General features: G+C 70.6%; 12 protein-coding genes and 2 CRISPR repeat arrays (1 of these 14 only partly in view). Of the genes, 8 read left to right on the forward strand and 4 right to left on the reverse strand.

Annotated features, from left to right (window positions below; genetic code table 11):
• The first annotated feature begins 733 nt into the window (after positions 1 to 733).
• From cas6 to cas2, 8 genes are read left to right on the forward strand one after another with little or no spacing between them, the layout of a single operon-like run.
• A complete protein-coding gene (gene cas6, locus LZF96_RS06330; RefSeq protein WP_233867103.1) occupies positions 734 to 1453 on the forward strand; it encodes a CRISPR-associated endoribonuclease Cas6 in 720 nt (239 codons plus the stop codon).
• Positions 1450 to 2940: a hypothetical protein gene (locus LZF96_RS06335; RefSeq protein WP_233866762.1), complete on the forward strand. Its 1491-nt coding sequence runs from the start codon at positions 1450 to 1452 to the stop codon at positions 2938 to 2940. The genes cas6 and LZF96_RS06335 overlap by 4 nt, the downstream gene beginning before the upstream one ends.
• Positions 2937 to 3962, forward strand: coding sequence for a type I-B CRISPR-associated protein Cas7/Cst2/DevR (gene cas7i, locus LZF96_RS06340; RefSeq protein ID WP_233866765.1), 1026 nt, complete (start codon positions 2937 to 2939; stop codon positions 3960 to 3962). Before LZF96_RS06335 ends, cas7i begins: the two co-directional genes overlap by 4 nt.
• Positions 3959 to 4708 (forward strand): CRISPR-associated protein Cas5, encoded by a 750-nt coding sequence (gene cas5, locus LZF96_RS06345; RefSeq protein ID WP_233866768.1) that lies wholly within the window; start codon positions 3959 to 3961, stop codon positions 4706 to 4708. Before cas7i ends, cas5 begins: the two co-directional genes overlap by 4 nt.
• Complete coding sequence (gene cas3 / locus LZF96_RS06350; protein WP_233866786.1) at positions 4705 to 7143, forward strand: CRISPR-associated helicase Cas3'; 2439 nt, start codon at positions 4705 to 4707, stop codon at positions 7141 to 7143. Before cas5 ends, cas3 begins: the two co-directional genes overlap by 4 nt.
• Positions 7140 to 7637, forward strand: a complete 498-nt coding sequence (locus LZF96_RS06355) for a CRISPR-associated protein Cas4 (RefSeq protein WP_233866788.1) — start codon at positions 7140 to 7142, stop codon at positions 7635 to 7637. Before cas3 ends, LZF96_RS06355 begins: the two co-directional genes overlap by 4 nt.
• A 1-nt stretch (position 7638) precedes the next feature.
• Positions 7639 to 8619: a CRISPR-associated endonuclease Cas1 gene (gene cas1 / locus LZF96_RS06360; protein ID WP_233866805.1), complete on the forward strand. Its 981-nt coding sequence runs from the start codon at positions 7639 to 7641 to the stop codon at positions 8617 to 8619.
• A gap of 6 nt (positions 8620 to 8625) precedes the next feature.
• Entirely contained in the window at positions 8626 to 8889 is a 264-nt protein-coding gene (gene cas2, locus LZF96_RS06365) for a CRISPR-associated endonuclease Cas2 (protein WP_233866807.1), read from the forward strand.
• A gap of 112 nt (positions 8890 to 9001) precedes the next feature.
• Positions 9002 to 9830: direct repeats of the CRISPR family, unit length 30 nt; unit sequence GTCCTCATCACCCCTACGAGGGGTAACAAC.
• Positions 9831 to 9858: 28 nt separating this feature from the next.
• Here cas2 and LZF96_RS06370 read toward each other — a convergent pair.
• The 4 genes from LZF96_RS06370 to LZF96_RS06385 all read right to left on the reverse strand — a co-directional run bounded on the left by LZF96_RS06370 (position 9859) and on the right by LZF96_RS06385 (position 14192).
• Positions 9859 to 10653: a phosphotransferase family protein gene (locus tag LZF96_RS06370; protein ID WP_233866809.1), complete on the reverse strand. Its 795-nt coding sequence runs from the start codon at positions 10651 to 10653 to the stop codon at positions 9859 to 9861.
• 180 nt (positions 10654 to 10833) lie between these two features.
• Positions 10834 to 11256, reverse strand: a complete 423-nt coding sequence (locus tag LZF96_RS06375; RefSeq protein WP_233866811.1) for a hypothetical protein — start codon at positions 11254 to 11256, stop codon at positions 10834 to 10836.
• Between the two features lie 99 nt (positions 11257 to 11355).
• Complete coding sequence (locus LZF96_RS06380) at positions 11356 to 12573, reverse strand: helix-turn-helix domain-containing protein (protein ID WP_233867106.1); 1218 nt, start codon at positions 12571 to 12573, stop codon at positions 11356 to 11358.
• A 428-nt stretch (positions 12574 to 13001) separates the two neighbouring features.
• Positions 13002 to 14192 carry a helix-turn-helix domain-containing protein gene (locus LZF96_RS06385; protein WP_233866814.1) on the reverse strand — a complete coding sequence of 397 codons (1191 nt, stop codon included), beginning with the start codon at positions 14190 to 14192 and terminating at the stop codon, positions 13002 to 13004.
• A 323-nt stretch (positions 14193 to 14515) separates the two neighbouring features.
• Positions 14516 to 14569: a CRISPR direct-repeat array (repeat unit 30 nt; unit sequence GTCCTCATCACCCCTGTGAGGGGTACCAAC) (it continues 972 nt past the right edge of the window).

Raw genomic sequence — 14569 nt, forward strand, 5'->3', positions numbered from 1 at the left:
GGCTGTGAGGGGTCCCAACGCCGCCAGACGCTCCCTCCATGGAGGGAGACCGAGGCACCCACAATCCCTCGAAGGGAGAATGAAGACTTGTAGCTGTGTGGGTGGAGGAGTCGGCCACGGCACTCACAAGTTGCTACCCCTCGATTGCGCATGAACAGTGGTCCCGTCGCAAGGGGCATGAATGAGTGGATGCCTCGGGAGAGCCACCCTATGTCATCCCCGCTTGCTGTTCTCCTAGGGAGGTGGCGCTGCGGCGGGGGTCACGTACACAGTCAAGTGGGTGATCTGAACCACCAATTGAGCTCCCTCGGTTGCCCCCTCGCTTGATGCTTCACCTTCGCTGGGGTCGCTTCTTTCGCTCACCGAAGGGCGACGCCCTATTTGTCCGATTAGCTGTCGTAAGGCTTCGGACCATCTCACCCCCCTGAGGGCTTCTCTGGCCTCTTCGCTTGTCGGGAGCCAATCCATCACCACGAGCCTCCGGTTGGGAGTCGAGTACGGAGCGAGGCTAGCACCTCACGAGGCTTCGTAGGATCAAGATTCCCGAGTGGGACACAGCACGCACAACGAAGAAGATGCGAGGGTGATCATGGAGCATGGGGAGCTCCGCTCCTCTGATCTGCTGTTTCTCGGTTCTGGGTACGTTCCGTGATGACAGGTGCTTGAATGTATAGCCGCAAGGGGGCCGTGTCAGCGTCCCTCGACCTTTGGGGGGTGATCCGCGGTGCGATTGATGCTGTCCGTGACTACGACGGCGGGGGAGATTCCCTGGTCCGAGGTGCTGGCTCCGGGCCGCTCGCTCGTCTACGACGTGCTCGGTCGACAGGCTGCCGACCTTGGTGCACGCCTGCACGACACCGGCTGGGGCCCTCACCGGATGGTCCCCTTCGGGTACTCGGCCCCCGTGTTCCCCCGTGCGCCCCGCCGTCGCGGCAGTTACACGGCCGGTGGCCCCGGCACGATCGAGATCGGCAGTCCGCTGCCGGAGGTCCTGGAGCCGCTGGCGCGCGGGCTGGCGGGTCGCGAACTGCTCGACTGGGGCGGGGTCGCGCTGCGCGTCACCGGCCTGAAGGCGGTGGAGCCGCCGTCGTTCGACTCCGGCCGGGCCGTCTTCCGTACCGCCACGCCCGTGCTGATGAAGGGCTCGGGGCGGGACGACAGCGGCGAGCGCGTCACCCGGCAGGACTGGCTGCTGCCGGGTGATCCGGGCTGGCCGGAGTACCTGCAGCGGAACCTGGAGCGCAAGGCGGAGACGTTGGGGCTCAAGCCGGACATCCAGTTGGACTCGGTGGGCCGGATCGGCCCCAAGCGGTCGTTCTCCGTGGGGAAGGGCATGAAGCCCGGCTGCGCGGTGGAGGTCACGCTCTCCGGTGATCCGGAGCTGCTGGCGGCTCTGTGGAGTTGGGGGCTGGGCCAGGGGAACTCCGCCGGTTTCGGATGGATCGCCGCATGAGCCACACCGAATCGCACACCACGGAGGTTGCCCCGGACGCGGCCGAGCAGTACCGCCTGACGCTCACCCCGCATCCGCTCCAGCGGATCGGCGCGTACGCGCTGGCGGCGCTGGTGGAGTCCACCCCCGCCGAACTCACCCCCGACGACTTCCGTGCCGCCGTGGAGCGGATGACCGGTGACGCCGTCCGCGCCTCCGTCCGGGAGAGCAAGGCGCCGGACGGGTTCTGGCAGAAGGCCAGCCTCTCGTTCTTCCCCAACGCCCCGATGAATCACCCCGGTCGGTACAAGGGGAAGAACGAGGAGGGCGAACCGAAGACCGCCCGGGACGTACAGGAGGCCACCCGTCGCTGGCTCTCCCTGCCGGACCCGGCGACCTGGCCGGGCGCCGACTGCGCGCTCTGCGGGCGTCGGGCCATCGGGTGGTACGGCAAGCAGGACATGCCGTTGGCGGAGAGCCAGGCGTACCGCAACACCACGCCGCGCGGGCACGAGGGCACCGCGTTGTGCCACCCCTGCCTGTGCAGTTTCCACGCCCTGCCGTACGGCAGTCAGCTGACCGGCGGCACCTCCACCGCGCTGCACAGCTGGGACGAGAGGTTCACCGCGTACACGGTCGGCCGGCGTGCCGCCCTCAACACGGGCGTCGCGGCGACCGGGGCCGCCCCGGGGAAGGAGCACACGCGCGAGGTCGTGGCGCTGAGGGCCCTGCGCGGTTACGCCGAGCCGCTGCGGGCCGGGGTGGATCTGCTGGTCTTCAACAACAACAACCGTGGCCAGGTGCTGGAGCGCCACCACCTGGACCAGCCGCTGGCGGAGTGGTTGAGCGGTCGGCACGCGGCGGGCCCGGGTTTCCGCGTCCTGGTGCGCGCCCACGCCACCGCCCGTACCTCCGGTTACGTCGTGCTCGGCCGCAACGCCTTCCGTGCCCCGGAACGCATCCTCGGCGCCTCCGCCCGTTGGCTGTTGCGCGCCGCCGCCGTGCCGGAGCTGCGCGAGGACCGCCGGCTGCTGTCGGCGCTGTTGAGAACGTTCGCTGAAAAGGTGATGCAGGTGCAGGAGAAGGACCTGGACGAGATCCGGGCGGTCGCCCGCAAGCTCGCGTACCAGCTGGGCAAGGAGGAGAGCTGGTCGGGGCTGAAACAACTGCGCAGGTATTCGCGGGAGCCCGCCGGTCTGCGGCGTTGGCTGACCAACCAGGGCATCAAGTGGGCCTGTCTCGACCCCGGGCTTCCCGAGAACGGCGTCAAGAAGGAACTCGAAGGCCCTCTGGTGAGCGAGCGGGCCTACCTCCTGCTGCTCGACCCGTCGCCGAACTCCCGGGCCTGGCTGCACCGGGACCTGCTCCTGGTCGGCGTGCTGGAGGAGTTGGACCGGCTCGGTTGGCACCTGAAGGGGGACCGGGCGCAGGAGGCCATGAAGGAACTCCACCGGGACACGAACGACGAGGACAACGAGCTGCTGTCGGATGAGGAGGGGGAGCGATGACGTTCCTGGTGGGCAAGATCGTCGAGGACATCAACGCCGGCGCGCCGAACAACGGCGAGGGCGAGGACAACATCGGCGTGGTCAAGAGCCTGCGGGTGGGCCGGGACACCCACCCGTACGTCTCCGCGCAGGCGTTCCGCCGCTGGCTTCGGGATTCGCTCCCGGCCGCCGAGCCGCGTTCGGAGGTGACGCGCAGCGGCACCGGCAAGAACCAGCAGGCGTACACCCGGGGCCGCCCGGACCACTTCCTGGACGACGATCTCTTCGGTTACATGGTCGCCGTCAAGAAGGAGAACTTCCAGCGGGACACCGTGCTGGCCACCGGCACGCTGGTCTCCGTCGTTCCGCAGTCCATCACCAAGGACTTCGGCACCATGAGCCGGGGGTTCGCCGCCGGCGAGCACCCCGTGATCCACCAGCACCAGCTGTACAGCGCCGTGCTGGCCGGGGATCTGCTGCTGGACCTGCCCCGGGTCGGGGTCTTCGAGACGGACGGCAGCGGCCTGCGCGTGGCCATGCCGAAGGCCGCCGCCGAGGAGGCGGTGAAGGCCGGGGCGCAGACCACGACCTTCCGGGGGAACGCCTCGGTGCGGCTGTCGCTGGAGGAGCGCCGCCGCCGGGTCGCGGTGCTGCTGCGGGCGCTGGCCTCGCTGCGCGGCGGCGCCAAGCGGTCCCTGCACTACGGTGACCGCACCCCCGCCCTGGTGTTGCTCGCCCCGATGAAGGGCGGTGTCAACCCGTTCACCCGCATCGTGGTCAACCGCGAGTCCGCCCCCTTCTTCGACACCGACGTGTTGCGGGAGGAGATGACGGCCTGGGCGGACGAGATCGACGGTCCCGTCTCCATCGGCTGGGCCCCCGGCTTCCTGGGCGACCAGCGGGACCGGGTGAAGCGGGAGTTGAAGGACCTGATGGAGGCGGGGAGGTTGGTCGTGGACCATCCCCGGACGGTCCTCGGCGACCTGGCCCGCCGCTTCGAGGAGGGTGAGCTGGACGGCTGGTTCGAGGATCGGCCCGCATGAGCCCGATCGCGGACACGGCCGCCGTGGTGTCCACGGCGGCCGGCGACGCCCGGCCGACCGTCGCGGCCCGGGCCCTGGAGGTCACCGTCACGGCCCCCGTGGTCTCCTTCCGCGACCCGCTCTACTCGGGCGTGCAGGTCACCCTGCCTTGTCCGTCGCCCGCGACGGTCGGCGGCATGTTGGCCGCCGCGGCGGGCGGCTGGGACCGGGTGGACGAGAAGTTGGGGTTCGCGTTCACCTTCCGGGCCGGCGGGACGGGCGTGGACCTGGAGACGTACCACCCGCTGGAGCCCGGACGCGGGTCCGCGCAGCCCGCCCCGCGCAACCGGGAGTTCCTCGCGGACGTGACCCTGTGCCTGTGGCTGTGGGACGACCCGGAGCTGTGGCGGCGGCGCCTGCGGCGTCCCCGGTGGCCGCTGAGGCTGGGGCGCAGCCAGGATCTCATCGGCCTGTCGATCGCCGAGGACACCGTGCCGCTGTACGAGGAGCCGGGGCACCTGGGCGCCGCCCTGGCCGTGCACGGCCCCGACCTGGACCCGGCCGCCGGCAGGCAACTGCGCATGCCCTGCGCCGTCACGCCGGACCGCGACGCCACCCGCTGGGGCACCTTCAGGTTCGACGTCACCGGCCGGTCGCGCCACCCGGTGCCGGGCAGTTGGTCCACCGCCGACGGCCGGGCCGTTGTCCCGCTCCCCTCCCCGCATCCGGCGACCGTGCGGCGCCCCGGCCGGGAGGCGGCCGGGTGAGTCTCCCCACCGGGCCGGTCGGCCCGCCGCTCGACCGCCTGCTGGCGAAGAGCGCCCGGGACGGCCGCCCGCCGGAAACCCTGGTCGAGCACCTGTGGGCCACTCTCCGCGCCGCCGAGGCGCTGTGCGCCCGCACCGGCCGGATCACGGCCGCGGAGGGGCCGCTGAACGGCGTGTTCCGGCAGGCCGTGGCGCTGGCCGCGCTCTGCCACGACGCCGGGAAGATCCCCGGCGGCTTCCAGGACATGGTGTGCGGGCGGGCGAAGACCTGGGGAGAGCGGCACGAGGTGCTGTCCCTGGGATTCCTGTCCCCGCTGATCGCGGACCCGGCGCTGCTCGAATGGGTCGCCCTCGGCGTGGTCACCCACCACCGCCCCCTGCACGACGACGAGGCGCGGGGCATCCAACGCCTCTACGGGAACGACGAGGTCACGGACCTGCGCGAGCGGTTCGACCGGATCACCCCCGGTGCCCCCACCGCTCTCCTGGAGTGGCTGCGGGCCACGGCGGCGGAGTCCTCCCTCCCGGTGGGGACGGGCGACGCCGCGCCCTTCGCGGAGAACGACCTGTACGCACTGAGTCGGGAGCTGCTGGGAAAGGTCCTCAACCACTGGGTCAGGGAAGACGCCGCTCCCGGCGAGGGCCTGGCCGCCGTACTGCTCCAGGGCGCGGTGACGGCGGCCGACCGCCTGTCCTCCGCTCACGGCGACCTGCACTCCCACCAGCCGATCGGCGAGGGGTTCCGCGAACGGCTGGAGCACGGGTTCGCCGCCCGGGGCCGCACCCCGCGCGAACACCAGCTCCGCGCCGCCGACCACTCCGGCCACCTGCTGCTGCGTGCCCCCACCGGCAGCGGCAAGACCGAGGCGGCCCTGCTGTGGGCCGCCCGGCAGGTCCGGGACATCGCCGAGGACACCGGTGGTGTCCCGCGCCTCTACTACACCCTGCCGTACCTGGCCTCCATCAACGCCATGACCGAACGGCTCGGTGACCTCCTCGGGGACCACGAGGTGGTGGGCGTGGCACACTCGCGGGCTGCCTCCCACCACCTCGCGACCGCGATCACCCCCGAGGACGGACACACCGCGCGGGCCGGCGCCGCCGCCCGCGCCGTGGCCCGCGCGGAGGCGACCCGACTGTTCCGGGAGACGGTCCGGGTCGGTACCCCGTACCAACTGCTGCGGTCCGCCCTCGCCGGCCCGGAGAACGCCGGCGTGCTGCTCGACAGCTGCAACTCCGTCTTCGTCCTGGACGAACTGCACGCCTACGACTCCCAACGGCTCGGCTACGTGCTCGCCATGGCCGGCCTGTGGAAGGACCTCGGCGGACGCGTCGCCGTCCTGTCGGCCACCCTCCCGGACGCCCTCGCCGACGCCGTCGGCGAGGCGCTGGGGGAGCCCCCGCACCTCATCGACTGCCCCGACATCGGCTTGCCCCACCGCCACCGCGTCCGCATCCGGGCGCACCACCTCACCGACGCCCCGGCGGTCGAGGAGATCGGCGAACGCCTGCGGGCCGGGGAGGCGGTCCTGGTGGTCGCCAACAACGTCGCGCACGCCATCGACCTCTTCGGGACACTGGCACCCCTCGCGATCGAGGCGAATGACGACGACCCCGACGCCGCGACCCTCCTCCACTCCCGGTTCCGGCGCGGGGATCGCGGCGCCATCGAGAAACGGGTGCGCGAGCGCTTCGGCACCGGCCTCGCCCCCCGGCGGGGCGGACTGCTGGTGGCCACCCAGGTCGTGGAGGTCTCCCTGGACGTGGACTTCGAGGTCCTGTTCACCTCGGCCGCGCCGCTGGAGGCCATGCTGCAACGGTTCGGCCGGGTCAACCGCGTCGCGGCACGCCCACCGGCCGACGTCATCGTGCACGAACCCGCCTGGACGAAACGGCGCGGCAAACAGGACGCGGCGAGAGGAGAGGAAGTCTTCGCCGACGGCGTCTACGAGCGGGAACCGGTGACCCTCGGCCTGGACATCCTCCGGGACCACGACGGGAAGCCGGCCGACGAGGCGGAGGCCACCCGCTGGCTCAACCGCGTCTACGCGAGCGACTGGGGAAACCACTGGCGGGAGCAGGTGAAGGAGCAACGGGACTCCTTCGCCTCCTCCTTCCTCCGCTTCCACCGGCCCTTCGACGACCGGTCGGGCCTGGCCGAGAGGTTCGACGAACTCTTCGACGGCACCGAGGCCATCCTCGACACCGACCGGGAGGCGTACGGGGAGGCGCTGGTCTCCGCCCATCGCCGGGCCGGTCGCCTGCTCGCCGACGACCTGCTGATCCCGCTTCCCCACTGGGCGGGCCCCACCGCCGGGTGGGACCGCCGCCTCAAGGTCCGTGTCGTCCAGGGCGACTACGACGAACGCCTCGGCCTGACCGCCGTGCACACCCGGGGTACCGAATCCGCCTACCAACCGGGAGAGGTGCTGTGATCGACACCGAGGACGTGGGCGGCGTCCACATCAAGTACCTCTACCACTGCCCCCGCCAACTCTGGCTCTACTTGCGCGGCATCCGCCCCGAACACCTCAACTCCGCCGTGCGGGTCGGCGAGGCCGTGCACGAGACCTCCTACACCCGGGGCACGCCGGTGGATCTCGGCGCAGCCCGACTGGACTTCGTGGACGGCCGACAGTGGGTCCACGAGGTGAAGTCCTCCGGCAAACCCAGCGAGGCCGACCGCGCGCAGGGCCGCCACTACTGCCACCGACTGCACCGCGTCGGCGTCGAGGCGCGGGGCACGATCCTGCACTACCCCTCCACCCGCCGTACGGTGCGTCACCCGTACACCCAAGAGGAAGCCGAACAAGCCGAACGGGACATCGCCGAGGTACTGGCCGTGGCCGCCCGCCCCACCTCGCCGGACCGACTCGCCCGCAGCCGCTGCCGTGGCTGCTCGTTCACCGATTACTGCTGGACGGAATGAGATGCCCGCCGCCACCCGCACCTACTGGCTGACCGGCCCCTGCCGCATCCGGCGCAAGGACCAGTCGCTGGTCATCGAACTCGAAGCCGGACGCAACGCGCACGTCCCGGTGACGGACGTGCGCGACATCGTCGCCTGCGCCGAGACCGACATCAACACCTCGGTCATCTCCCTGCTCAACCGGAACCGGATCAACGTCCACTTCCTCAGCTACTACGGCGATTACGCCGGCTCCCTCCTCACCTCGGAGGTCAACACCTCGGGCGAGACCGTCGCCGCCCAGGCCCGACTGTCAGCCGACCCGGCGGCGGCCCTGGCCGTCGCCCGCGCCATCGCCGAGGCGACCGCCTTCAACGTGCGACGGGTGGTGGACCGCTCACTGCTCGCCCGACCGTACGAGACGCTGCGGGCCTCACTCCCGGAGGCCGGCACACCCACGGCCGTCATGGGGGTGGAGGGCACCTTCCGGCGCTCGGCATGGGAAGTGCTGGACACCAAGCTGCCCGACTGGCTCCAACTCCACGGCCGCTCCCGCAAGCCCCCGGCCAACGCCGGTAACGCCTTCATCAGTTACGTCAACGGCATCGTCTACGCCAGGACCCTGACCGCTGTGCGTCTCACCGCCCTGCACAGCGGCCTCGCCTTCCTGCACAGCACGATGGAACGCCAACGACACTCGCTGGTCCTCGACCTCTCCGAGATGTTCAAGCCGCTCTTCGCGGAACGCCTGTTGCTGCGCATGGCCAACCGGAAACAACTCAAGCCGGCGCACTTCGACAGCGGGGTCAACCAGGCGATGCTCAGCGAGACCGGGCGCAAGCTGGTCGTGCAGACCGTCCGCGACGAGTTCGCCACCACGGTCGCCCACCGCACGCTCAACCGGTCGGTCGCGTACGACGAACTGCTCTATCTCGACGCCCTCTCCCTGTCCCGGCACTGCCTGGAGGGCACCCCGTACAAGCCGTTCCGAATCTGGTGGTGAGCCCCGATGCACGTGGTCGTCGTCTACGACACGGACGCCAAACGCAACGCCCGCATCCTCCGCACCTGCCGCAAGTACCTGCACCACGTGCAGCGCAGCGTCTTCGAGGGACAACTCAGCCAGGCACAACTCCGCCTCTTCCGCGCGGAGGTCGAATCGGTCCTGGACCTGTCGTACGACAACGTCCTCGTCTACACCTTCCCGCCGGGAACCACCCCGGTGCGCATGGAGTGGGGAGCGGTCCGGGCAATGCCGACGGACGTACTCTGAGGACCCGGATTTCAGCGACTCTCCGGGGTTTCGTGCACTACCGGAGGTTCGCTGAAAAACCGCCCCCGATCCCGCCGCCTGGACCATGTCTGACCTGGACCTTCACAATGGGGTCCTCATCACCCCTACGAGGGGTAACAACAGGTGCCCGAGACCCGGATCCACCAGATCACCGGCCTGTCCTCATCACCCCTACGAGGGGTAACAACTGCACTGCACGGGCGATCTGGGCGTGCGCCCGGACGGGTCCTCATCACCCCTACGAGGGGTAACAACGACAGATCGACCCGGCGACCAGCCGCCCCGGTGAGGGTCCTCATCACCCCTACGAGGGGTAACAACGCGAAGTACAGCGCCTGGGCGTCGCAGATCAGAGCCGGGTCCTCATCACCCCTACGAGGGGTAACAACCGCACGGCGGCGGCCTGTAGGCCGCGCACGGTGCGGCGTCCTCATCACCCCTACGAGGGGTAACAACCGCTCCTGGCCCGCGATGCCGGGGCCTCCGGACCGGTGTCCTCATCACCCCTACGAGGGGTAACAACGGGTGGGTGGATGCGGGTGATGGTCACGGTGGGGGGGTCCTCATCACCCCTACGAGGGGTAACAACAGCACGGCGACGGCTCTGCGGATCATCGTGACGGGTCCTCATCACCCCTACGAGGGGTAACAACAGGCCGAGCGCCGCCGCAAGGAGGAGCGCGAGCGCCGTCCTCATCACCCCTACGAGGGGTAACAACAGGAGATGGGGCGGGACGGCGGGCGCATCACCGGCCGGGTCCTCATCACCCCTACGAGGGGTAACAACGCGGTACCGGGCCCCCGATCGGGCCGGGTGGTCTGGGTCCTCATCACCCCTACGAGGGGTAACAACGTGGGGGAGGCGGCGGCTGGCCGGTCCTCGGGCAGGGGTCCTCATCACCCCCTGCAAGGGGTAACTACCGGCCCTGCCCTGCGGGCTGGGAGTGGTCAGGCGGCAGTGGCCGCGAGGAACGCCCGCAGCCTCGCGTTGGAGGGCTCGGAGTCCCGTGCGCCGATCCGCGCGGTCCAGGATCGGCAGCGCACCTCGCACCACGCGGACAGTGCCTCCGCCGTGGCGGTTCGCCAGGCCGGGACGGTGCGGGCCCACCGCACGGCGGCCGCCGCGTCGTGGCCCTCTTCCATCAACCGAATTCCGGTGTCGGCGATATCGATCCACGCCGGGCCTCTCGCGGCGGCAGCCCAGTCCACCAACCACACCCGGTGACCAGCACTGTCCACAAGTGCGTTGTGCCGGTGAACGTCCCCGTGCACCAGCCACCCGCCCCGCAGCGGCACCAGTTCCTCCCGCGTGCCCCAGCGTTCCCACCGCTGCGCGTAGCAGGGCAGGGCTCCGGCGGGGAGGTGGCACCGTCCGGTCGCCAGCGCGTCCCCCATCAGGGGCAGATCCGGTGACCCCGGTGCCAGGCTCGGGTACCGGCCGGCGACCACCATGCTCGCGAGCACGTGCCAACCGCAGGTCTCGAGGTGCCACAGCATCTCCGGTGCCATCGCAGGCGCGAGAGTCCCGGCGGCGACCTCCCGTAACTGCGCCGCGTGCCCCTCGCCGTCGGTGGTCGGCACACCCTTGGCGAACACCTCGCCTCCGCCGACCGTGTGCAGTCGGGCGATGAACGCGGCGGTCAAACCGTCCTCGATCGCTTCGGCGATCGCGACCCGACCGCCGAGACGCCGCTCAACGGCGGACCGTACCGGAGCCGGGAGTTCCTCCCACATCACCCGCATCGCAGAGCCCTCACCGTTGGGTGGTTCCGCACTTCCGGCAGCGCTGCGCGCCGCTCCAGGGCACCCAGTCGTGGTCACAATCGTTCCGCATGTCTCTCCTCCTGGTGGTGGTTCCCGCAGCCCCGGCACGGTCGGGCCGGGAATGGCCGCCGATGCCGGACGGGCGTGTCGGGCCGCCGGTCACAGCCCGGCCCCGGCGGGTGTGGCGCGGCGCAGAGCCGCCAGTTCGGTGCCCTCCACAAGCCACAGGCGCTCGCCCGTGGCGATGTCCAACCGTGTGCCGTGCAGGCTGCGGGTCACCCGGGCGACCTCCCAGCGGCGGTCGCCCACCAGGAGCACGTCGTGCTTCCGGACGGTGTCGCGGGTGACCGCCACCGTCGTCTCGGTGGGCGGGCGCGAGAGATGTGCGGGCGGGGGACCGGCGTGCGGGCCGCAACCGGGCCGCTCGCAGGCATACAGGGGTTCCTCGTGTTCCCCGGACCGGTCAACGGCTTCCGCTGTTTGGGTCAACTCCCTGCACCAGGCGCAGCGGCGCAGACCTCGGACGGGGTCCCGGAGCACCGGGGCCATGGCCACCGATGCCCCGGGTCTCGGATCGGACATGCCGTCTCCTCCATGGTGGTCATCGTGTGACGCACTGTATGAAGGGAGCGTGAAGGCAATATTCCTTTCGGTAATAGCCGCTGATCAGCGAGGTCTCATTCACTCGTCCAGGTGAAAGCGGACGGACATGCGACGGATCTTCTCCTTCACTGTCGCGCGCTCCGCCGCCCGGATCCTGCGCAGCGTCGCGCGCGCGACCGGATGGTTGCGGATCAGCTGTGGAGCGGTCCGCTCGGCGGCCTCCAGCTCACTCAGTGCCCGCTCCCGCCGCCCGGACCACAGGTATGCCCGGGCCAGATCCATCCGGTAGTGCCCCCGCCGCGACCGGGGCAGCGCGGACACCACTGTTTCCGGGATCTCCTGGTGCAGCAGCAACGCCCGATCGTGCTGCGCCATCTCCAGCTCGACATTCACGCCGTGGATCGCGACGTTGCCCCGGGAGAACGTCAACGAGTGCCGATCGAACGCCAGACGCGGCAGTCGGGAGGCCGCCTCCTCGGCTTCCCCGATCCGGTGCCGGGCCTCGGCCTCCGCTCCACCGCGCGCGGCGGACACCGCCGCCCGCAGGTGCAGGCTTCCCCACACCCGTACGGCCGCCGCGTCCCCCCGCCGGTACGGCTCCTCCACGGCACGTAGCGCCTGGTCGGTGAGCGCCAGGGAGTCGTCCCAGTCGGCGGTGGCCCACATGTCCCACACCCGCATCCAGTCGGCCACGGCCGGCAGCATCTCGTCGCCCGAGCGTCGAGCGGCCCAGGACGCGCGCTCGCAGCTCATCGCCACCAGCTCGGCGTGACCGAGGGCGTGCGCGGCGGTGTGCCCGAACTTGCAACCGACGGCGTACACCGCGTACGCCTCTTCCCGCTCCCGGCCGCTCGCGTGTTCCGCCAGGGCCCGGGCCTCCCGCAGCAGCTCCGGAAGCAGCTCCAGAATCCGGGAGTTCGCCGCGTCGTCCCGCAGCCGGTGCAGTACCGCCGTCTTCCGCCACAGGTCGGTGGACGACGGGGGAGCGCCTTCCCACCGGGGCGGCAGGTCGTAGCGGCGCAGCTCCCGCAGGATCAGTGCCGCCGACTTCTGCCACCGCACGTCTTCGACAGCCGTTGGGTAGGGCCTCTCGATCAGGTCGTTGGGATGGACGTGCAGTGCGGCGGCCAGTTCGTTGATGACACTGGTGCGGTCCAGCTCCTGACGGCCCTTCTCCACCTTGCTGACCCAGCCCTGCGAACGCCGCAGTTCGGCGGCGAGATCGGCCTGGGTCAGACCGAGGCGCAACCGGGCGTTACGGACGCGCTGTCCGATCGCCTCGGCCTCGGTGAGCATGATGCGCGGCGGACGGTGCTGGGGCATCGTGGCCTCCGTTCGTCTTGCGGGTCGCACTCCGGACGGTACCCCCGGTCTTCGGGCCGGGATCAGCGGAACGGCCCCAAGGCCGCCCGCTGACGGCGTCGTTCCGCTGTGCCGGCTCGCCGAGACCGACGGCCTGCCGATCATGACCGGCAACCCGCTCCACCCAACTGCCCCGACCCCGGTCTCGCCCTCGCTGCCGGAGGTTCGCTGAATAGGGGAGAAGCCACCTCAACGGCATCGATGTCCACGATCAGGTGGACGACGGCGCGCACGTCGTTCACAGCGGCCCGCCGGACCCTCTCGCCCTCGTCACCCTTACGGGGCAACAGCACGCGGCCGTGGTGCCGGACGCCTCGCTCCCCGGCTCCCCCTTCCTGTGCCAAGGGGAGGGACGAACCCCGCTACAGGGGCAGACGCACCGCTTCGGCCAGCTCTCGCATCCGGGGGGTCAGAGTTCGGCGCCGCCGCACCATGCGGCCCATGATGTCTCGCGCGTACCGCTGGTGGGGGAGCCACTGGGGCGCCGCCCGGTGCACGTCGAGCAGGGTCTCCACGGCATCCCCGTACTGTCGGGTGCGCACCTGGGCGTCTGCCACGTCGAGAAGGTGACGGTTGCGGTGTCCGACAACGGGGGCCAGTTTCCGACCGTTGATGCGTCCGGCCACCTTCAACGCGGTGTCGGGACGGTCGCAGATCACGGCGAACTCGGTGCGCTGCATCGCCACGGTCAGCGGCCCCCAGGTCCGGGTGCGGCCGGAGGTCTGCGAGCCGTCTCCGCGTGGTTTCTCCCCGGCCCACAGTGCCGCAGCCGCCTCGGCCAGCCGCAACGCATGTTCCGCCTCGTCCTCCCTGGCGTCCCGCGACGCCGCCGCGGCCACTCGCCCCAGGGCGATGCCCCAGGCCGCCAGGTCTTCCGGCATGGCCCGGGACAGCCGGGGCTCCAGCTCATCCGCCCAGTGGGCGGCCAGATCCCGGGCCTCGGAGAGGCGCCCCTGCCGCAACAGCAGCCAGCACCGACTCTCCACCATGTCGGCCGCTGTGGTCACCCCCTGTACCAACCCGGCCTCCTCCGCCCGGTCCAGCGCGAGGGCGGCGGCATCATATTGGCGGGTCTGAATCATCAACCGTCCCGCCAACAGCAGCACCCGGGCCTGCACCGGTCCGCCGAGCGCGGCGGCGTCCCGCAACAGGCGGGGAAGCATCTCGGCAGCGGCGGCCAAGTCCTCTTTCACCAGGCGTGTCCCCATGGCGTTCAGCGCCCCCGTGACACCGGCGATGGTGGGAGGGTGGTCCCCTTCCACGGCTTCCTCGGCGTTCGGATCGAGAAGCGCGGCACGGACCGGGGCCCACGGGACGGCGGGGTCCGAGTCCTGCGGGGGTTGGTACTCCGCCACCAACAAGGCGGTGGTGGGAACTCCGAGGGCGGCGGCGAGCCGGCGGGCGGTTTCCAGCCGTGTGTCCTGCCGGGCGCCCTGTTCCAACTTGGAGATCAGGGAAAAGGAGAGGCCGGCGGCGCCCGCGAGTTCCCGTTGGGTGAGACCCGCGCGTTTCCGCGCTTCGCGAAGACGGTCCCCGAAGTTTTGATCAACCATGGCTTCACGACTCCCGTTCCATCGGGCAAGAGGTCGCTCCCAGGGGCGGTATGCCCGGTTCCCGAGTGGAACCAACGACCGGGCACCGCATGGGCGAAAACGGTGTGCTTCTCCCATGGAACTCCTCGCGCCACGCCTCGGTACCCATGACCGGAGGCGAGTTGAGTGCGGTGTACGAGCCCTCGGCGGAGGTCTGTCGGCGTAGTCTGGGACCCCCGGATTTCAGCGACTCTCCGGGGTTTCGTGCACTACCGGAGGTCTGCTGAAAAATCGGCTGTCGAGGGCGCTACTCGACTGTGCCTGACCTGGACCTTCACAATGGGGTCCTCATCACCCCTGTGAGGGGTACCAACTCACACTCCGACCGCAGGATGCCC

Origin of the sequence: Streptomyces sp. ST2-7A (assembly GCF_021390475.1) — a bacterium.
GTDB lineage: Bacteria > Actinomycetota > Actinomycetes > Streptomycetales > Streptomycetaceae > Streptomyces.

Coding starts and splice junctions, on each gene's coding strand:
- cas6 (WP_233867103.1), top strand. CDS start 734: ATGCTGTCCGTGACTACGACGGCGGGGGAGATTCCCTGGTCCGAGGTG.
- LZF96_RS06335 (WP_233866762.1), top strand. CDS start 1,450: ATGAGCCACACCGAATCGCACACCACGGAGGTTGCCCCGGACGCGGCC.
- cas7i (WP_233866765.1), top strand. CDS start 2,937: ATGACGTTCCTGGTGGGCAAGATCGTCGAGGACATCAACGCCGGCGCG.
- cas5 (WP_233866768.1), top strand. CDS start 3,959: ATGAGCCCGATCGCGGACACGGCCGCCGTGGTGTCCACGGCGGCCGGC.
- cas1 (WP_233866805.1), top strand. CDS start 7,639: ATGCCCGCCGCCACCCGCACCTACTGGCTGACCGGCCCCTGCCGCATC.
- cas2 (WP_233866807.1), top strand. CDS start 8,626: ATGCACGTGGTCGTCGTCTACGACACGGACGCCAAACGCAACGCCCGC.
- LZF96_RS06370 (WP_233866809.1), bottom strand. CDS start 10,653: ATGCGGGTGATGTGGGAGGAACTCCCGGCTCCGGTACGGTCCGCCGTT.
- LZF96_RS06375 (WP_233866811.1), bottom strand. CDS start 11,256: ATGTCCGATCCGAGACCCGGGGCATCGGTGGCCATGGCCCCGGTGCTC.
- LZF96_RS06380 (WP_233867106.1), bottom strand. CDS start 12,573: ATGCTCACCGAGGCCGAGGCGATCGGACAGCGCGTCCGTAACGCCCGG.
- LZF96_RS06385 (WP_233866814.1), bottom strand. CDS start 14,192: ATGGTTGATCAAAACTTCGGGGACCGTCTTCGCGAAGCGCGGAAACGC.